Genomic DNA, 18,781 nt, shown 5'->3' with positions numbered 1-18,781 from the left:
GACGCCTTGGCGTACGGCTCTTCAGACCACCAGTCGCACCTCCCCCAGGTAACGGCCGAACGGCCCGTAGCTGCGTTCGACCAACTCCCGCCGACCTCCAGCATCCATGATCAAGGCTGTGCTCGCCCGTGTCCCGTAGTGCTGGCTGGCAATGAACACACTCGACAGCAGACGCTCGGTCGCCAGGCCTACTCCGGTATCCGGCAGCTCGGCATCGGCGACCTGTCGATCATCGCCCAACAGTCCCAGCAGCCGGTCCGTCGACGGCTCGTCGAGCACCCGTTGTAGCCCCGTGCGCGCCTTGAGCAGCTTCGGCCAGGGCGTGTCGAGCGCGGCATTGGACAGGCCGTGGATGCCCGGCTCCAGCAGGCGCGGCACGGCCTCGCGAGCATGCAGGTAGCCCAGCGTCTGGGTATCGCCCACCAGCAGGTTGAAACCGGCGTACTCGGCGCAGTGGGCAGTGACGTGTTCCAGATAGGCTTCCACGCCGAGCTCACCGCGTAGGTATTCGGCGACCAGTGCGCCACGCGAGCGCAGGCCACCCGGCTGGCCAGGCTCGCGGATATTGGTCAGTGCGGCGAAGCGCCCGTGAGGGCCGACGCCGAGCCAGGTGCCACCGGCTTCCAGGTCACGGCCGGCATGCACGCCCGGCGCATCCTGCCAGGCCGCCAACGGCTGGGTCGGGCGCTCGTGGAACTCGTCACGGTTGGCGGCCACGAGCAAGGGCGGGGCATGTCCGGGGCGCCAGGCAAATACGATCAGGCACATGGGCAGTTCTCGCTGTTTCTGGTCACTCTACCTGGCGCCGGAGGGGCAGGTCCATCCAGCGCGCACAGAGTTCACTAGAGCAGCACGCCCGGCTTCCGTTACCATGCCTGACTGTTTTCCAAGGAGGCGGCCAATGGCGTTCGTACTCTACCTGCTGCTGGGCGCTTGCGCCGGTGTTCTGGCCGGGCTCTTCGGCGTGGGTGGCGGCATCGTCATCGTACCGGTGCTGGTGTTCAGCTTCACCTTGCAAGGGTTCGACCCGGCGGTGCTGACCCACCTGGCGGTCGGTACCTCGCTGGCCACCATCGTCTTCACGTCGATCAATGCGGTGCTCGAGCATCATCGCAAAGGTGCGGTGAACTGGTCGATCTTCGCCTGGATGACCCTCGGCGTGCTGGTCGGCGCCGGGATCGGGGCCAAGACCGCTTCGCTGATCCAGGGGCCGATGCTGCAGAAGATCATTGGCGTCTTCGCGCTGGTGATCGCCGTGCAGATGGCGCTCGACTTCAAGCCCAGAGCCAGCCGGGCGATCCCAGGCAAGGGCGGGCTGATCGCGGCAGGTGGGGTGGTCGGCTGGGCTTCGGCGATCTTCGGCATCGGTGGCGGCTCGCTGACCGTGCCGTTCCTGACCTGGCGCAGCCTGCCGATGCAGCAGGCCGTCGCGACTTCTTCGGCCTGCGGCTTGCCGATCGCCATTGCCAGCGCGGCGAGCTTCATGCTGCTGGGGTGGCATGAAGCTCGCCTGCCTCCTCACAGTTTCGGTTACGTCTACCTGCCGGCCACGATCGGTATAGCCGTGACCAGCATGTTCTTCGCCCGTCTTGGCGCTCGACTGGCGCATCAGTTGTCGCCGCGCCTGCTCAAGCGTCTGTTCGCCACGCTGTTGTTCTGCGTAGGACTCAGCTTCCTGATTTGAATCGAGAGGAACCACCATGCTGCCTTACCCGCAGATCGACCCCGTGGCCGTGGCCATCGGGCCGCTGAAAATCCACTGGTACGGCCTGATGTACCTGATCGGCATAGGCGGCGCCTGGCTGCTCGCCTCGCGCCGCCTGAACCGCTTCGATCCGACCTGGAGCCGCGAGAAGCTGTCCGACCTGGTGTTCTGGCTGTCCATGGGCGTGATCGTCGGCGGGCGCCTGGGCTACGTGCTGTTCTATGACCTGCACGCCTACCTGGCCAACCCGACCCTGATCTTCGAAGTCTGGAAAGGCGGCATGTCGTTCCATGGCGGCTTCATCGGCGTGATGCTGGCGGCCTTGTGGTTCGGCAAGCGCAACGACAAGTCCTTCTTCGAGCTGATGGATTTCGTCGCGCCGTTGGTGCCGATCGGTTTGGGCGCCGGGCGCATCGGCAATTTCATCAATGCCGAGCTGTGGGGCAAGCCGACCGACGTGCCATGGGCGATGGTCTTCCCGCCGTTCAGCGACCCGGCGCAGTTGCCCCGGCACCCGTCGCAGCTCTACCAGTTCGCCCTCGAAGGCGTGGCGCTGTTCGTGATTCTCTGGGCATTCTCGCGCAAGCCGCGGCCGACCATGGCGGTCTCCGGGATGTTCGCGCTGTTCTACGGCATCTTCCGCTTCATCGTCGAATTCGTCCGCGTGCCCGATGCCCAGCTCGGCTACATCGCCTTCGGCTGGCTGACCATGGGTCAGCTGTTGTGCCTGCCCATGATACTTGGTGGCCTGGCATTGATCTGGTGGGCTTATAATCGCAAGCCTACGGCGAAACCCGCCCTTTGAATCCCCCGGCAGGGGTGATCCTCCTGCCGTTTCCGTTACAGGTAGGCCATGAAACAGTATCTAGACCTGGTTCGCGACGTCATCGAGAACGGCACGCTGCAGCAAAACCGCACCGGCATCCGCACCATCAGTCTGCCCGGGGCCATGCTGCGCTTCGACCTGCAGAAAGGCTTTCCGGCCATCACCACCCGCAAGCTCGCCTTCAAGTCGGCGATCGGCGAAATGGTCGGCTTCCTGCGTGGCGTGCGCGATGCTGGCCAGTTTCGCGAGCTGGGCTGCAAGGTCTGGGACCAGAATGCCAACGAGAACGCCCAGTGGCTGGCCAACCCGTTCCGTCAGGGGCACGACGATCTTGGCGAGATCTATGGCGTGCAGTGGCGCCAGTGGCCAGGCTACAAGCGCATCGCGCTGAGCAACCCGACGGCGATCGAGATGGCCGAGCAGCAGGGCTTTCGCCAGATCGCCCAGGACCAGGAGGACGGCCAGGCGTTCGTGATCCTGTACAAGGCGATCGATCAGGTGCGCCAGTGCCTGGATACCATCGTCAAGGACCCGGGCAGCCGGCGCATCCTGTTCCATGGCTGGAACTGCGCCCAGCTCGACGAGATGGCGTTGCCGCCTTGCCACTTGCTGTACCAGTTCCACCCCAACGTCGAGACGCGGGAAATCTCTCTGACCCTGTACATTCGTTCCAACGACCTGGGCCTGGGTACTCCGTTCAACCTCACCGAAGGCGCGGCACTGCTGTCGCTGTTCGGTCGCCTGACCGGCTATACCCCGCGCTGGTTCACCTATTTCATCGGCGACGCGCATGTCTACGAAAACCACCTGGAGATGTTACGCGAACAGCTCAGGCGCGAACCGCTCGAGGCGCCACGCCTGGTGATCAGCGAGCGGGTTCCGGAATTCGCCAGTACCGGTGTCTACGAGCCGCAATGGCTGGAAAAGATCGAGCCGAGCGATTTCAGCCTGGAAGGGTACGAGCATCATGCGCCGATGACGGCGCCGATGGCGGTCTGAGGGCTTTCTCCAGGGGGGCGTGAAACGGCCCTCCTGGTTCAGTGGCCATGACTGCGGCCCACATGCGAGTGCTCGGCTTCCGGCACCGACACGCCTCCGTTGACTTCCAGCTGCTGCAGGATCGCGCAGGCCGACCCTTGCGCGGTGCATTGTCGGCGCAGCTCCAGCAGTTGCGCCTGTAGCGCCTGCAGTCCGTCGATCCTGGCCTGGACATGCGCGATATGCGCGTCGATCAGTGCGTTGACGCTGTCGCACTGGCCTTCGGGACTGTCGCGCAAGCGCAGCAGGCTGCGTATTTCATCGAGGGTCATGTCCAGGGTGCGGCAGTTGCGAATGAAGGTCAGTCGCTCGACATGCGCCTGGGTGTAGAGACGGTAGTTGCTTTCGCTGCGTGCCGGTTCGGGCAACAGGCCCTCGCGCTCGTAGTAGCGAATGGTTTCCACGGCACAATCGGTTGCCGTGGCGAGCTCTCCGATCTTCATCGCGAATCTCCGACCAATGACTTGACCCTATAGTGGCTACAGGGTGTTCACTTGGCAACAGGCCTCCAAAGGACACGTCGATGAACCAGCCTGTCAGCCATTCGCATGATCACTCGCCTGTGCACAAGCACGCCCAGCCGCATGACCATGACCATGACCACGGCCATGGGACCCACGATGCCTGCCAGGCAGGCGCCATCGGCAAGGGTTGCTGCGCGGCGCAGGCCGCTCCCACCCAGGTACGGCTGACGGACGTGGCCAGCGACGATGCCCGCCTGGACCGGTTTCGCATCCAAGCCATGGATTGCCCGACCGAGCAAGGCCTGATCCAGGATCGTCTGGGGCGCATGGCCGGCATCGAGCAGCTGGAGTTCAACCTGATCAAGCGGGTGCTCGGCGTCCGGCACACCTTGGGCGACACCGCGCCAATCGAGCGTGCCATCGCCGGCCTTGGCATGCAGGCCGAACCATTGCTTGGTGAAGACCCAGAGCACGAAGCCGGGCAGGACCCCACCCGCGCGCCCTGGTGGCCCCTGGCATTGTCCGGTCTCGCCGCGTTCGCGGCGGAGGTGCTGCACCTGGCTGCCTTGGCGCCGCAATGGCTGGTGGCGGCGCTGGCTGTCGCGGCCATCCTTGGATGTGGCCTGGGCACCTATCGCAAAGGCTGGATCGCCCTGCGAAACCTCAACCTCAACATCAATGCCTTGATGAGCATCGCCGTGACCGGTGCGCTGCTGATCGGCCAGTGGCCGGAAGCAGCCATGGTGATGGTGCTGTTCACCTTGGCCGAGCTGATCGAGGCACGCTCGCTCGAACGTGCCCGGCAGGCCATCGGCAGCCTGATGCAGCTCAGTCCCGAGACGGTCACGCTGCGCCAGGCCGATGGCCAGTGGCGCGAAGTAGAGGTGCGCGATGTTAGCCCTGGGGCGTTGGCGCGGGTACGTCCGGGCGAGCGGATCGGCCTCGATGGCGAGGTGGTCAGCGGACGCTCCACGGTCGACCAGGCTCCAATCACCGGGGAGAGCCTGCCCGTGGACAAGACTATCGGCGACAGACTGTTCGCCGGGACCATCAACCAGTCCGGTGCGCTCGAATACCGGGTCACCGCCAAGGCCGGCGAGTCTACCCTGGCGCGAATCATCAAGGCAGTGGAAAGCGCGCAGGCCGCGCGTGCGCCGACCCAGCGCTTCGTCGATCGCTTCGCTAGGATCTACACGCCTGCGGTGTTCGCCGTGGCTCTGCTGGTCGCGCTGTTGCCACCGCTGTTCTTCGCCGGGGCCTGGTTCGACTGGGTCTACCGCGCCCTGGTACTGCTGGTGGTGGCCTGCCCCTGCGCGCTGGTCATTTCCACGCCGGTGACCATCGTCAGCGGCCTGGCCGCGGCGGCGCGCAAAGGCATTCTGGTCAAGGGCGGGGTCTACCTCGAAGGCGGCCGCAAGCTGGACTTCCTCGCGCTCGACAAGACCGGTACATTGACCCATGGCAGGCCGGTACAGACCGATTTCCAGGTGCTGCGATCGGCGTTCGAAGCGCGAGCACAGGCTTTGGCCGCAAGTCTTGGGGCACGCTCCGACCATCCGGTGTCGCGGGCCATTGCCGAGCGGGCGTCGGCCCAAGGGCTGGACCTGGTGCAGGTCAGCGCCTTCGAGGCGCTGGCTGGGCGCGGCGTGAAAGGACTGGTCGACGGGCAGCTGTATCATCTGGGCAACCATCGCCTGGCCGAGGAGCTCGGCCTTTGTTCGCCTGCGCTGGAGGCCGAACTGGATCGGCTCGAACGGCAGGGCAAGACCGTGGTCCTGCTGCTCGACGCCAGCGGCCCGCTGGCCTTGTTCGCCGTCGCCGACACGCTCAAGGACAGCAGCCGCGCGGCCATCGCCGAGCTGCACGCGCTTGGCGTGCGGACCGTCATGCTGACCGGGGACAATTCGCATACCGCCGAAGCGATCGCCACCCAGGTTGGTATCGACCAGGCACGCGGCAACCTGCTGCCCGAGGACAAGCTCGAGGCCATCGAGGCGCTTCATGGCCAAGGGCACAAGGTCGGGATGGTCGGTGACGGCATCAACGATGCGCCGGCCCTGGCCCGCGCCGAAATCGGCTTCGCCATGGCGGCGGCCGGAACAGACACCGCGATCGAGACTGCGGATGTGGCGCTGATGGACGACGATCTGCGCAAAATTCCGGCGTTCATCAGGCTTTCGCGCCAGAGCGCCGCGATCCTGATGCAGAACATCGTCCTGGCGCTGGGCATCAAGGCGGTCTTCCTGGCATTCACCTTCGCCGGGATGGCGACCATGTGGATGGCGGTATTCGCCGATATGGGCGTCAGCCTGCTGGTGGTGTTCAACGGGCTGCGGCTGTTGCGCAAGTAGGCCAGGCTGGCTCGGCAGCCCATGACGGGGAGAGATGCTGGCCCGCCCGGCCAGTCCAGCAGCGAACTTCGCTCAGCGTTTTTCCAGTGCTTTCACCCGTCCCATCGAGGCGTTGTGGGCGAACACGACATAGGTCAGCTGATGTTCTATTGCGGAGCGAATGCTGGTGATCGTGTCTTCATCGAGATCGGCATTGCGCACCAGCTTAGTTAGCGCCTGCAGATCCTCGGCCATGATGTCGCAGAGCATCTGCAGGCGCTTGAGCGACCAGTCGAAATCAGGCTTGCGTTCCCGTTTGAGGACGTCGTTCACATGGGTTCGCAGACTTTGCAGTACAAGCTCGAGTTCCTGGTCGGCGGACTTGCGGATCTTGATGCTTTCACCAGGGGAAATGGCATTATCTGACTGGAAGGTCTCGATGTAAGCGTCGAAGAATTTCTCGGATGAAACGATTTTCAGGCTCATCGCTACAGACTCCGTTCATTTAGGGACATGCAAACCGAGCTTCACGATAAGTCGAACGAAAACCACCCGCTACTGGCAGAAATGATAGCTCCGGCCAAGCGCGGCGTTCTCAGAGCTGGGTCATGAGCCGGTCCAGCTGCTCCTGTCTTTCGGCCTGGTCGACATGAATCCTGCCATTGAGCGTCGACCATTGCGGGTGCGCGCGTGCCTTGGCCAGGGCCTCGGGCAGCTTGCCTTGGCGCCAGGCCTTGTGGTCCGGTTCGCTCAGCCGGATGCTGTCCTGCGCGGCATGACCACGCTGCTCCAAGGCGGCCAGCAGCTGATGCTGGCGCAGCGCCAGCAGGCGCAGCACGGTATCGTCCACCGTGAGTTCGCGTTGCCCCTTGAGCTTGCCCAACAGCCGCGAGCCGTAGTTGCGCGCGGTCTGCAGGGCACCCCCGGCAAGCGCCCCGACCAATGCCGCCGCACCCAGGGTCACCCCGCCCACCAGCAAGTCGACACCGGCCCCAGCCGCCGCGCCGGCCGCCACGCCACCACCGACCCGCACACCTAACAGCTTCAGCGTTTCCGGGTTGAACAGGTCATCGCCCCAGCGCCCGTCCAGCAACGGCAAGTCGCTGGCGCTGGCATCCTCTCGACGGAAGGCGTACAGCGCGAGCAGCGCTTCGACGCAGCGCTGCTCGCGCTGGCGGATGTCCTGGCGCAGCGCTTCGATGGCCTTGGCCTGCGCCGCAGGTTCGGTAGCGACGCTGCGCCGACAAGCCGCGCAGTCGAGCAACAGGTCGGCGATCAGGCGCTTGCCGGCCTGTTGGCGGGCCACGCGCTGGGCCTGCTGGTCATCGATCAGACGCTGCAAGGCGGGCCGGGCATGTTCCAGCAGCAGGGCCAGGCTTTCGTATAGGCGCCGCTCGCCGTCCTGCGGTGGCGCCACGCTGTCGAAGCGCACCAGCGCGTGCAAGCCAAGGCGAGCCAAGGCTTGGCGCCATTGCTCCTCGCGCTGCGCGCTGCTGGTCACGAAATTAAGCACTGGCAGGAGCGGTTTGCCGCAGCCGGCCAACACTTGCAGTTCGTCGCGGTACTTGGCCAGTACCGGTTCACGTGCATCGATCACGTAGAAGCCGGCATCGCTGGCCAGCAACTGGCGCACTACCTTGGCTTCCTGCTCGAACCGCTGACGCGCCTCGCTGCCTTGCAAAAAACGCTCGAGCCGGGCCGGGCCATCCAGGCGCTCGCCAGGCTGTTCCAGGCGCTCCAGATAGTCGAGCAGCGCGATCGCGTCCTCCAGCCCAGGGGTGTCGTACAGCTCCAGCAGCGGTTGGCCATCCACCGACAAGCGCGCGCCTTCCACGTGCCGCGTGGTGCTGGGACGGTGGGACACTTCGCCGAAACCGACATCACGGGTGAGCGTCCTGAGCAGCGAGGTCTTGCCGACATTGGTGTGGCCGACCACGGCCAGTTTCAGAGGCTCAGTCATGTCCATGCTCCAGCCAGGCCAGGGGCGAAGTGTCCGCGTGCGCCAGGCCGAGCTGGTCCAGCGCATGGCGCCAGTCGCCCAGGCGCGCGGCATCGAGTGTCTGTCCAGCGGTTGGCTGGAGCAGCCAGATACGTGTGGTACCGGCGTAGTGGGCCAGCTCAGCCAGCAAGGCCAGGCTGCCGCGATCGGGCGAGCGCTGGGGATCGCAGGCGATCGCCAGGCGGGCAGGCGGCGAATGACTCAGGCGATCGAGCAGTTGTCTGCGCGACTCGCGGCTGTCGAGGATGCCGCCGTCGGCCACCGGCCCTGGCAGTTGAGGGGGCCAAGGGCGCTGCTCATCCAGTTCGAACCCTACCAGCACGGCACCGCCTTGCCGGACCTGCGCCTGGCCAGCCTCGAAGCGAGGCAGCGTGCGTGGCGCCGTATCCTGTACGCCAAGCCGTTCACTGCTGGGCATCAGGCTGGCGCGCAACTGGCTGTAGGCAGGCTGCTCCAGGTCCAGCAGCAAGGCCCGGCAGCCGCGGCGCCATTGCCACAGGCACAGCAGCGCAAGCGCCAGGCGCGGCAGGATGCCGTACACCAGCACGAGCCCCAGCAGCCATCCGGCCCAGGCCTGGCGCGCCAGCTCCAGCGCCGGCTGCGCTTCGCCGCTGGTGCGGATCATGGCCACGTCCGGGATAGCGAAGCCGAGCAGGGCCGGGAGGGTCCCCAGGCCGCGTGTCAGTTCGACGAAAGTGTCTGCTCCCAGAATGGTGGTTTCCCAGACGAAGCCGTAGCGCCGTGTCGCCAGCAGCGCCAGCAGCATCAGCAGGGCCGCCAGCAGCGCCACCAGCCACAGACCATGCACCAGGGCACCGAGCAACCAGCGGTTCAGGCGCTGGCGCTGCAGCAGTACCAGCAAGGCCGGCGCCAGGTGCACGGCCTTGGCATCCCGGGCGAAGCGTTCACTGAGCCATAGCCACGCCCGGCCCAGGCCGCTGCCTTGCCCGCCAGCCACGCAGAAACCGATGGCCCAGCCCAGAAGCAGGAGAGTATTGACCCCAAGCAGGCTGCCCAGCGCCCAGAACACATTGACCGGACGCTGCCCGTCTCCCAGCGCGGCGAAGGCCAGGCCGGCGCCGCTGAGCAGAGCCATCAGCACGAGCGCCGCCAGCGCCAGGCTGGCGCCTTGCTTCCAGTGCCGCAGGGCCTCGAGCATGCCGTCGCGACGAGCCAGCCACAGCGCGCGGGCAATGATGCGCTCGGCCAGGTCGCCGCCTTGCTGGCGGGCATGCCGGTTGGCCTCCTGATCTTCCAGCGGGCCGGCATGTTGCTCGCGCAGGCGTACCGCTTCGGTGAGCCAGCGCTTGTCGAGTTCGGTCAGTCCAGTCACAGCGGCTTCCGTCGATCAATCCAGGGCACAGCATAACCCAGGCGTTCACGAGGCGGCTTTGCTATCCTCGGCCACATGAAGACATCACTCCCTCTCAGCCTGATCGCGGCGGTCGCCGACAATCGCGTGATCGGCATCGATAACCGCATGCCCTGGCATCTGCCGGGGGATTTCAAGTATTTCAAGGCCACCACGCTCGGCAAGCCGATCATCATGGGGCGCAAGACCTGGGATTCGCTTGGACGTCCTTTGCCAGGGCGCCTGAACCTGGTCGTCAGCCGCCAACCCGGCCTGCGGCTCGAAGGCGCGGAAGTCTTCGCATCGCTGGAAGATGCCCTTGCCCGCGCGCAACAGTGGGCCGGCGAGCAAGGCGTGGACGAACTGATGCTGATCGGTGGCGCCCAGTTGTACGAGCAGGCGCTGGAAGAAGGCCGGGTCAGCCGCATGTACCTGACCCGGGTCGAGCTACAGCCAGAGGGCGACGCCTGGTTCCCGAGCTTCGACAAAGCTGGCTGGCGCCTGCGCTCGAGCCAGCCGCAGCCGCCCGAAGGCGCCGGACCGGCCTACCATTTCGAGGTGTGGGACAAGCGCTGACCGCCGCTGCGAAGGTCGCATGAGGGCCTTCGACCAGCGGCGCGCGCCGGGGTGGCCTCAGGACTGGCTCAACCCCGCATGCGCGGTGCTTTCCAGCACCCGGCGATCGGTTTGCCGCAACAACTGGCTGGTCACCATGCCAGCGGTCATCGAGCCGTTCACGTTCAGCGCGGTGCGGCCCATGTCGATCAGCGGTTCCACCGAAATCAGCAAGGCCACCAGTTCCACGGGCAGACCCATGGCCGGCAGGACGATCAGCGCGGCGAACGTGGCGCCACCACCGACCCCGGCCACGCCGACCGAACTCAACGTGACGATGGCCACCAGCGTCGCGATCCACCACGGATCGAGCGGGTCGATGCCGACGACTGGCGCGACCATCACCGCCAGCATCGCCGGATACAGGCCGGCACAGCCGTTCTGCCCGATGGTGGCGCCGAAGGAGGCGCAGAAGCTGGCAATCGACTGCGGTATGCCCAGGCGCAGGGTCTGCGCTTCGATGCTCAGCGGGATGCTGGCTGCGCTGGAGCGGCTGGTGAAGGCGAAGGTCAGTACTGGCCAGACCTTGCGGAAGAACCGTAGCGGGCTGACACCGGTAAGACCCAGGATCAGCGCATGCACCAGGAACATCAGCCCCAGGCCCAGGTAAGAGACCGCCACGAAGCTGCCGAGCTTGAGGATGTCCTGCAGGTTGGAGCTGGCCACCACCTTGGCCATCAGCGCCAGCACGCCATAGGGCGTGAGTTTCATCACCAGCCGTACCAGGCGCATGACCCAAGCCTGCAAGGTGTCGATCGCAGCCAGCGCGCGCCCACCTTTGTCGGCGTCGTCGCGAACCAGTTGCAGCGCTGCCAGGCCAACGAAGACGGCGAAGATCACCACGCTGATGATCGAGGTCGGCTTGGCGCGGGCCAGGTCCGCCACCGGATTGCTGGGGATGAACGACAGCAGCAGCTTCGCTACGTCGAGGTCGGCGACCTTGCCGGCGTAGTCACCGTGGATGGCTTGCAAGCGCGCGTTTTCCTGGGCGCCGGCGACCAGCCCCTCGGCAGTGAGGCCGAACAGGTTGGTCAGGGTGATGCCGATCAGCGCCGCGATGGCAGTGGTCAGCAGCAGCGTGCCGATGCTCAGTACGCTGATCCGGCCGAGCGAGGAGGCATTGCGCAGATGCGCGACGGCACCGAGGATGGAGGCGAAGATCAGCGGCATGACGACCATCTGCAGCAGCCCGACATAGCCGTTGCCGACCAGGTCGAGCCAGCCGATGGTGGCCTGGATGGCCGGGTGGCCGGTACCGTAGAGCGCGTGCAGGGCCAGCCCGAACGTCACGCCCAGGACCAGGCCGAGCAAGACCTTCCTGGCCAGGCTCCAGTTGGTGCGGTGGGTTTGCGCCAGGCCCAGCAACAAGGCCAGGAACACTAGCAGGTTGAACAGTAACGGCAGGTTCATCGAAGCTCCAGGAAAGACGAGAGGCAGGGTTTGCGCAAAATGGCAAGGTACATGCTAACAGTCTGGAAAACGGAGCTTGTAGTTCCAGCGGAGCGAACCATGTGGCGGGCAGTCAGGGAAGCTCGAGCGTGATCACGAACTGCCCGGCGTCCACCGGCTTGCCGTCGGCATCGGCGAGCGGATAGACGATGCTCCCGTCGGGCTTACCGATCGCCTGCAAGCGGACCCGGGAGGTCGGGTCGGCGACATCCGACAGCGTAGCGACAGGTTCGCTCACGAAGGATTCGACGCGCTGCGCTCCAGCGGGCGGGCAATCCCGCAGGACCAGGCGATGGTGGGCGGCCTGCCAGGACGCCTGGCACTTGGGTTCGTACACATGCCCCACGAAGCGGATGACCTGGGCGGCCTGGGCCTGGTTTCCCGCCACCACCATGCATGCCACGCAATACAGTGCACCTGGAATCCTGCCCATCGGCGATGTCTCCTTGATTGGCCCGAGGCCTTGCAAGTCTAGAAACAAGCCGCTCGGCATTTCGTGACATGGAGCACAAAAAAAACCGGCGCATCGAGCGCCGGTCTGTTTTTCAGAAGGATCCTACAATCCTTCGAGCATGGCCTTGTTGCGCACAGCTCCCTTGTCGGCGCTGGTGGCAAGCAGGGCATAGGCCTTGAGCGCCGTGGTGACCTTGCGCGGACGTGCTTGCGCCGGTCTCCAGCCCTTCTTGTCCTGCTCGATGCGTCGGTGCGACAGCTCTTCGTCGCTGACCAGCAGGTTGATGGTACGGTTGGGGATATCGATCAGGATCCTGTCGCCATCCCGCACCAGGCCAATGGCGCCGCCTGCCGCGGCTTCCGGCGAGGCATGGCCGATGGACAGGCCCGAGGTGCCGCCGGAGAAGCGACCATCGGTGAGCAAGGCGCAGGCCTTGCCCAGGCCCTTGGACTTCAAGTAGGAAGTCGGATAGAGCATTTCCTGCATGCCAGGCCCACCCTTGGGCCCTTCGTAGCGGATGATCACGATATCGCCGGCCTGCACTTCGTCGTCGAGAATGCCGCGCACGGCGCTGTCCTGGCTCTCGAAGATCTTCGCGCGGCCTTCGAACACCAGGATCGACTCGTCGACCCCGGCAGTCTTCACCACGCAGCCGTCCAGGGCGATGTTGCCGTACAGCACGGCCAGGCCGCCTTCCTGTGAATAGGCATGCTCGACGCTGCGGATGCAACCGTTGGCGCGGTCATCGTCCAGGGAGTCCCAGCGGGTCGATTGGCTGAAGGCGACCTGGCTGGGAATGCCGGCCGGCCCGGCCTTGAAGAACTCATGCACCGCCGGATCGTCGGTCTGGGTGATGTCCCACGTGGCGATGGCCTCTTCCAGGCTCGAACTATGGACGGTCGGCAAGTCGGTGTGCAGCAGGCCGCCACGGGCCAGCTCGCCGAGGATGCTGATGATGCCGCCGGCACGATGGACGTCTTCCATGTGGTACTTCTGGATGTTCGGCGCCACCTTGCACAGCTGCGGTACCTTGCGCGACAGGCGATCGATGTCGCGCAGGTCGAACGCCACCTCGCCTTCCTGGGCCGCGGCCAGCAGGTGCAGGATGGTGTTGGTGGAACCGCCCATGGCGATGTCGAGGGTCATGGCGTTCTCGAAGGCCTTGAAGCTGGCGATGCTGCGCGGCAGCACGCTGCTGTCGTTCTCGCCATAGTAGCGCTTGCACAGCTCGACGATGGTGCGGCCGGCGCGCAGGAACAACTGTTCGCGGTCGGCGTGGGTCGCCAGGGTCGAACCGTTGCCCGGCAGGGCCAGGCCCAGCGCCTCGGTCAGGCAGTTCATCGAGTTGGCGGTGAACATGCCCGAGCAGGAGCCGCAAGTGGGACAGGCGCTGCGTTCGTATTCGGCGACCTTCTCGTCGCTGGCCGAGGAGTCGGCGGCGATCACCATCGCGTCGACCAGGTCCAGGCCGTGGTTGGCCAGCTTGGTCTTGCCGGCTTCCATGGGACCACCAGAAACGAAGATCACCGGGATGTTCAGGCGCAGGGCGGCCATCAGCATGCCGGGGGTGATCTTGTCGCAGTTGGAGATGCACACGATCGCGTCGGCGCAGTGGGCATTGACCATGTATTCCACGGCGTCGGCGATGATCTCGCGACTCGGCAGCGAATAGAGCATGCCGTCGTGGCCCATGGCGATGCCGTCGTCGACCGCAATGGTGTTGAATTCCTTGGCCACTCCGCCGGCCCGCTCGATCTCGCGGGCGACCAGCTGGCCCAGGTCCTTGAGATGCACATGGCCCGGGACGAACTGGGTGAACGAGTTGGCGATGGCGATGATCGGTTTCTTGAAGTCGTCGTCCTTCATCCCGGTGGCGCGCCACAAGGCACGTGCGCCGGCCATGTTGCGGCCGTGGGTGGAAGTCTTGGAACGGTAATCAGGCATGAAGCACTCCTGGCGGCTGAATCAGGGTCACGGAATGGGGAGTGAGCCTCTCTTGTCCTTGTCGCCCAGGCCTGTAGCCACTGGCGCGGATGAGGTCGAAGGCACCACGGGATCGCCGCGTGTCCGACCAGAGCTCATAAACCCGCCGGGGATGTCTGGCGATGAATAGGCCGATTCTACACCGCCAGCGCGGGGAAGGAATGGCGAGATGGATGGCTGGCCGGATTGGCGTGACGATGGCGTTGGCATTCGGCGGCAGGAAGCTTTGCGTAGGACATTTCTGAAACTGCGAAAACCTTCCGGTTTCAGGGCTGACGCGGCATCCATCGCTACCTATCATTTCGCCGCCGCATTTGCGGTGTAACGAGACACGACTTCATGGACCTTCCCAGTTTCAGTTCCCCCGGAACCTGTCATCTGGCACTGAGCGCGCCGCCGCCAGGGCTACCGAAGGCCTGAGCCCGTGAGGGCGGGGTCTGCAGGTGCCTGGCCGGCGCCTGGAGACACTCATGCACCACGATTCCAACCTGTCCATCTTCCCAAACGACCTGCGCCAGGCCGCCCAGGCCCGCCGGGACGACCTGTTGCAGCCTGGCCGCTACCCCGAAGGCACGGCCGGCGCGCTGATGACCAGCGACTACTCGAGCCTCGACAGTGGCCTGACCGCCAGCCAGGCCATCGACATGCTCAGGCGCGAGGCGGCCGACGCCGAGACCATCTACCAGTCCTATGTGCTCGATGCCGAGCGCAACCTGCTCGGGACCTTGTCGCTGCGCGAGCTGATCCTGGCCGCGCCGGACCGGCCGATCGAGCGGATCATGACACGCAGCGTGATCTGCGTCGGCACTACCAGCCGCCAGGAGGAAGTGGCGAGCCTGATCCGCGAACACGACCTGCTTGCCGTGCCGGTGCTCGACGAGAGCGGGCGCATGGTCGGCATCATCACCTGCGACGACGCCATGGATGTGGTGGTCGACGAGGCGACCGAGGACTTTCACAAGGGCGCGCTGATCGCCAACCATGTCGGCAACCTGAAGGACGCCACCATCGGCCTGCTGTACCGCAAGCGCGTGTTATGGCTGGTCCTGCTGGTGTTCGGCAACCTCTTCTCGGGCGCCGGGGTCGCCGCCTTCGAGGACACCATCGCCGCGCACATCGCGCTGGTGTTCTTCCTGCCGCTGTTGGTGGACAGCGGCGGCAACGCCGGTGCCCAGTCGGCAACCTTGATGGTGCGCGGCCTGGCCACTGGCGAGGTGGCCTTGCGTGACTGGCTGTACCTGCTCGGTCGCGAATCTGCCGTGGCCTTGGCGCTGGGCGGAACCATGGCGATCGCAGTCGCCTCGCTCGGGCTTCTGCGCGGCGGGCCGGACATCGCTCTGATCGTCGCCAGCAGCATGCTGGTGATCGTGCTGGTCGGCAGCCTGATCGGCATGAGCCTGCCGTTCCTGCTCAGCCGCATCAAGCTCGACCCGGCCACGGCCAGCGGGCCTCTGGTGACCTCGATCGCCGACGCAGCCGGTGTGCTGGTGTACTTCGGCATCGCCTCCCAGGTGCTGGATATCTGACCTGCCGCGCCGTGCCGCGAAGCGGGTCCTGAATCCACCGTCGTGCCTTCGTTGATAAGGCCCGCGCGTAATTAAACGGACTCGCCCCGCCCAGGCATCAGAGTGCCACGGTGGCGAGTCTCGGCGATTGCCGGGTGAACTTCTTGCTTGGAGAGGATTTGAGTAAACGAAGCGGCGCTAGGCATCTAGCGCCGGTTTTAAACGGTGCATTAACGTGTTTGGTCAGCCATTGGGCAACAACCGGCAAGTCATGCTCTTGATATACCGGGTCTCCGCGATCGCCGGGTGCACCGGATGATCCGGGCCCTGGCCGCCGCGCTCGAGCAGCTGCAGGTTGCGGTCCAGGTGTCGGGCGCTGGTCAGCAGCATGTTGTGCAGGTCGTCCTCGGGCAGGTGCATCGAGCACGAGGCGCTGACCAGGATGCCGTCCTTGGTCAGCAGGCGCATGGCTTGTTCGTTGAGGCGGCGGTAGGCGGCCTCGCCGTTCTTCAGGTCCTTCTTGCGCTTGATGAAGGCGGGCGGGTCGGCGACGATGACGTCGAAGCGCTCTTCGGCGGCCTTGAGCTCCTTGAGCGCTTCGAACACGTCACCTTCGATGCAGGTGAGCTTCTCGGCGATGCCGTTGAGCGCAGCGTTGCGTTCGACACCGTCGAGGGCGAAGCCCGAGGCGTCGACGCAGAACACTTCGCTGGCGCCGAAGGCACCGGCTTGCACGCCCCAGCCACCGATGTAGCTGAACAGATCGAGTACGCGCTTGCCCTTGACGTAGGGCGCCAGCCGCGCGCGGTTCATGCGGTGGTCATAGAACCAGCCGGTCTTCTGGCCTTCGCGCACCGGCGCCTCGAAGCGCACGCCGTTTTCTTCCAGCGCGACCCAGTCCGGGACTTCGCCGTGGACGGTTTCGACGTAGCGCTCCAGACCCTCGGCATCACGCGCCGCCGAGTCGTTCTTGAACAGGATGCCGCTGGGCTTGAGTACCTGCACCAGTGCGGCGATGACCTCGTCCTTGTGCCGTTCCATGGTCGCGGAGGCCAGCTGCACCACGAGGATATCGAAGAACCGATCGACCACCAGACCGGGCAGCAAGTCCGAGTCGCCATAGACCAGGCGGTAGCAGGGTCGCTCGAACAGCCGTTCACGCAGCGACAGCGCCACGTTGAGGCGATGCACCAGCAGCGACTTGTCCAGCGCCAGCTTGACGTCGCGTGACAACAGGCGCGCGCAGATGAGGTTGTTCGGGCTCAGGGCGACGATGCCCAGCGGCTTGCCATTGGCCGCTTCGAGGATCGCCTGGTGGCCGGCCTGCAAGCCCTGCAATGGCGTCGCCGCAACGTCGACTTCATTGCTGTAGACCCACAGGTGACCGGCGCGCAGGCGGCGATCGGCATTGGCTTTGAGACGAAGGCTGGGCAGGGACATGACTGTCGCTCCGGAAAAAAGAGCGGGAGTATAGCGCGTCGGCCACGCGGCTGGCGCGGCCGACGACGGGCGTCGATCAGGACAGAGCGGCGAGGATGGCCTTGTTGAAGGCAGGGATGTCGTCAGGTTGACGGCTGCTGATCAGGTTGCCGTCGACCACGACCTCCTGGTCCACCCAGTCACCCCCGGCGTTGCGGATGTCATCCTGCAAGGTCTTGTAGCTGGTCAGGCGGCGGCCCTTGAGCAGGTCGCACGAGACCAGCAGCCAGCCGCCATGGCAGATGACCGCCAGTGGCTTGTTGCTCGCGGCATGGCTCTTGACCAGCTTCTGGGCACCGGGAACCAGGCGGATGGTATCGGAGTTCTGCACGCCGCCCGGCAGCACGATGGCGTCGTAGAGGTTGGCAGCGGCGTCGTCGAACGTGGCATCGACGTCGAACTCGTCCGCCGGCTGGTCATGGTTCCAGCCGCGCACCTTGCCTGGCTGCTGGCTGAGGATGTCGACGGTCGCGCCTGCCTGCCTCAAGGCATCGCGCGGGCCGGTGAGTTCGGCCTGCTCGAAGCCATCGGTGACCAGAAATGCCACGCGCTTGCCGTTCAATGAACTCGTCATGGATTACTCCTTCGCATTTCAAATGGGTCTGGAAAAACAGGCCATCATCTCGAGGCGAAAGTTCCTGGAGAGGGTCGAGCGGTTGGTAGCGCACGGGGGTCGGAGGTTAGAATCGCCTGTCATTCCCGAGTGTGCATCGATGTCCCAGGAACTCACCCCTGAACAGATCCGGCAAGCCTTGCAAGGCATCAGCATTCCACCGCAGCCGCAGATCCTGGTCGACTTGCAGTTCGAGCAGTACATGCCCGACCCTGACCTGGAAACCATCGCCAGGCTGATATCCCAGGACCCGGGGCTTTCCGGAGCCCTGCTCAAGCTGGTCAACTCGGCGCATTTCGACCTTTGCAACAAGATCGGGTCGATCCAGCGCGCGGTCAACATCCTGGGTAGTCGCTCGATCATCAACCTGATCAACGCGCAGTCGATCAAGGGCGAGATGAGCGATGAGACCATCGTCACGCTCAATCGCTTCTGGGACAACGCTCAGGACGTCGCCATGACCTGCCTGAACCTGGCCAAGCGCACCGGTATCCCCGCGGTCGACGAGGCGTATACCCTCGGGCTGTTCCATGACTGCGGCGTGCCCCTGATGCTCAAGCGCTTTCCTGACTACATGGATGTACTGGAAGAGGCCTATGCCCAGGCCGGGACGCAGCGGCGCGTGGTCGACACCGAGAACCAGGTGTTCAACACCAACCATTCGGTGGTCGGCTACTTCACCGCCAAGTCCTGGCGGCTACCCGAGCACCTGAGCGCGGCGATCGCCAACCATCACAACGCGCTCTCGGTATTTCGCGACGAATCGCCACGCAATACCCAGTTGAAGAACCTCCTGGCCGTGCTCAAGATGGCCGAGCACATCTGCGCTTCCCACCAGATGCTCGGCAACCAGGCGCAGGACCATGAATGGGAAGCGGTGGCCCCACTGGTGCTGGACTACATCGGACTGTCGGAGTACGACTTCGAGAACCTCAAGCAGACCCTTCGTGAACTGAGCGGACGCTGATCC

General features: G+C 65.1%; 17 protein-coding genes. 7 read left to right on the top strand and 10 right to left on the bottom strand.

Translation table 11 applies throughout. The features are described from left to right. Positions 1-21: 21 nt before the first annotated feature. On the bottom strand, positions 22-768 hold the full coding sequence (locus ACY8GK_RS14675) for an NRDE family protein (RefSeq protein ID WP_462401515.1): 747 nt from the start codon (positions 766-768) through the stop codon (positions 22-24). Positions 769-901: 133 nt separating this feature from the next. Between ACY8GK_RS14675 and ACY8GK_RS14670 the strand changes: the two genes are divergently transcribed. Genes ACY8GK_RS14670 through ACY8GK_RS14660 form a run of 3 tightly spaced genes read left to right on the top strand, consistent with a single transcriptional unit; the run spans position 902 to position 3,530 of the window. Next, positions 902-1,684 carry a sulfite exporter TauE/SafE family protein gene (locus ACY8GK_RS14670; RefSeq protein ID WP_462401514.1) on the top strand — a complete coding sequence of 261 codons (783 nt, stop codon included), beginning with the start codon at positions 902-904 and terminating at the stop codon, positions 1,682-1,684. A 16-nt stretch (positions 1,685-1,700) separates the two neighbouring features. Beyond that, the gene (gene lgt / locus ACY8GK_RS14665) at positions 1,701-2,510 is read left to right on the top strand and encodes a prolipoprotein diacylglyceryl transferase (RefSeq protein ID WP_196180806.1); all 810 of its coding nucleotides are present in this window, start codon (positions 1,701-1,703) and stop codon (positions 2,508-2,510) included. A 48-nt stretch (positions 2,511-2,558) separates the two neighbouring features. Continuing rightward, entirely contained in the window at positions 2,559-3,530 is a 972-nt protein-coding gene (locus ACY8GK_RS14660) for a thymidylate synthase (RefSeq protein ID WP_462401513.1), read from the top strand. Between the two features lie 38 nt (positions 3,531-3,568). Here ACY8GK_RS14660 and cadR read toward each other — a convergent pair whose 3' ends face one another. After that, on the bottom strand, positions 3,569-4,012 hold the full coding sequence (gene cadR / locus ACY8GK_RS14655) for a Cd(II)/Pb(II)-responsive transcriptional regulator (protein WP_462401512.1): 444 nt from the start codon (positions 4,010-4,012) through the stop codon (positions 3,569-3,571). Positions 4,013-4,092: 80 nt separating this feature from the next. Here cadR and ACY8GK_RS14650 point away from each other — a divergent pair, with 80 nt between their 5' ends. Further along, positions 4,093-6,384, top strand: a complete 2,292-nt coding sequence (locus tag ACY8GK_RS14650; RefSeq protein ID WP_462401511.1) for a heavy metal translocating P-type ATPase — start codon at positions 4,093-4,095, stop codon at positions 6,382-6,384. Positions 6,385-6,456: 72 nt separating this feature from the next. Here the strand turns inward: ACY8GK_RS14650 and ACY8GK_RS14645 are convergent, their stop codons facing one another. The 3 genes from ACY8GK_RS14645 to ACY8GK_RS14635 all read right to left on the bottom strand — a co-directional run bounded on the left by ACY8GK_RS14645 (position 6,457) and on the right by ACY8GK_RS14635 (position 9,695). Next, complete coding sequence (locus ACY8GK_RS14645) at positions 6,457-6,849, bottom strand: hypothetical protein (RefSeq protein WP_462401510.1); 393 nt, start codon at positions 6,847-6,849, stop codon at positions 6,457-6,459. Between the two features lie 109 nt (positions 6,850-6,958). Then, positions 6,959-8,323, bottom strand: coding sequence for a GTPase/DUF3482 domain-containing protein (locus ACY8GK_RS14640; RefSeq protein WP_462401509.1), 1,365 nt, complete (start codon positions 8,321-8,323; stop codon positions 6,959-6,961). After that, complete coding sequence (locus ACY8GK_RS14635) at positions 8,316-9,695, bottom strand: DUF2868 domain-containing protein (RefSeq protein ID WP_462401508.1); 1,380 nt, start codon at positions 9,693-9,695, stop codon at positions 8,316-8,318. Before ACY8GK_RS14635 ends, ACY8GK_RS14640 begins: the two co-directional genes overlap by 8 nt. Before the next feature lie 75 nt (positions 9,696-9,770). Here ACY8GK_RS14635 and ACY8GK_RS14630 point away from each other — a divergent pair, with 75 nt between their 5' ends. Next, entirely contained in the window at positions 9,771-10,289 is a 519-nt protein-coding gene (locus tag ACY8GK_RS14630; RefSeq protein WP_196180789.1) for a dihydrofolate reductase, read from the top strand. Between the two features lie 57 nt (positions 10,290-10,346). Here ACY8GK_RS14630 and ACY8GK_RS14625 read toward each other — a convergent pair whose 3' ends face one another. The 3 genes from ACY8GK_RS14625 to ilvD form a co-directional block, all read right to left on the bottom strand. After that, entirely contained in the window at positions 10,347-11,738 is a 1,392-nt protein-coding gene (locus ACY8GK_RS14625) for an L-cystine transporter (RefSeq protein ID WP_462401507.1), read from the bottom strand. A gap of 112 nt (positions 11,739-11,850) precedes the next feature. Beyond that, on the bottom strand, positions 11,851-12,210 hold the full coding sequence (locus ACY8GK_RS14620) for a hypothetical protein (RefSeq protein ID WP_462401506.1): 360 nt from the start codon (positions 12,208-12,210) through the stop codon (positions 11,851-11,853). Positions 12,211-12,333: 123 nt separating this feature from the next. Then, positions 12,334-14,175, bottom strand: a complete 1,842-nt coding sequence (ilvD, locus tag ACY8GK_RS14615; RefSeq protein WP_462401505.1) for a dihydroxy-acid dehydratase — start codon at positions 14,173-14,175, stop codon at positions 12,334-12,336. A gap of 509 nt (positions 14,176-14,684) precedes the next feature. Between ilvD and mgtE the strand changes: the two genes are divergently transcribed. Then, a complete protein-coding gene (gene mgtE, locus ACY8GK_RS14610) occupies positions 14,685-15,740 on the top strand; it encodes a magnesium transporter (RefSeq protein WP_462401504.1) in 1,056 nt (351 codons plus the stop codon). A gap of 222 nt (positions 15,741-15,962) precedes the next feature. Here mgtE and ACY8GK_RS14605 read toward each other — a convergent pair whose 3' ends face one another. Beyond that, positions 15,963-17,159 (bottom strand): class I SAM-dependent rRNA methyltransferase, encoded by a 1,197-nt coding sequence (locus tag ACY8GK_RS14605; protein ID WP_462401503.1) that lies wholly within the window; start codon positions 17,157-17,159, stop codon positions 15,963-15,965. Between the two features lie 76 nt (positions 17,160-17,235). Continuing rightward, on the bottom strand, positions 17,236-17,772 hold the full coding sequence (locus tag ACY8GK_RS14600) for a type 1 glutamine amidotransferase domain-containing protein (RefSeq protein WP_196175609.1): 537 nt from the start codon (positions 17,770-17,772) through the stop codon (positions 17,236-17,238). Positions 17,773-17,965: 193 nt separating this feature from the next. On the opposite strand from ACY8GK_RS14600, the gene ACY8GK_RS14595 reads away from it, so the two are divergent. Next, complete coding sequence (locus tag ACY8GK_RS14595; protein WP_462403025.1) at positions 17,966-18,778, top strand: HDOD domain-containing protein; 813 nt, start codon at positions 17,966-17,968, stop codon at positions 18,776-18,778. Positions 18,779-18,781: the final 3 nt, after the last annotated feature.

Source organism: Pseudomonas sp. Marseille-QA0332 (assembly GCF_054950175.1).
This window is presented reverse-complemented; position numbering and strand designations above follow the sequence as displayed.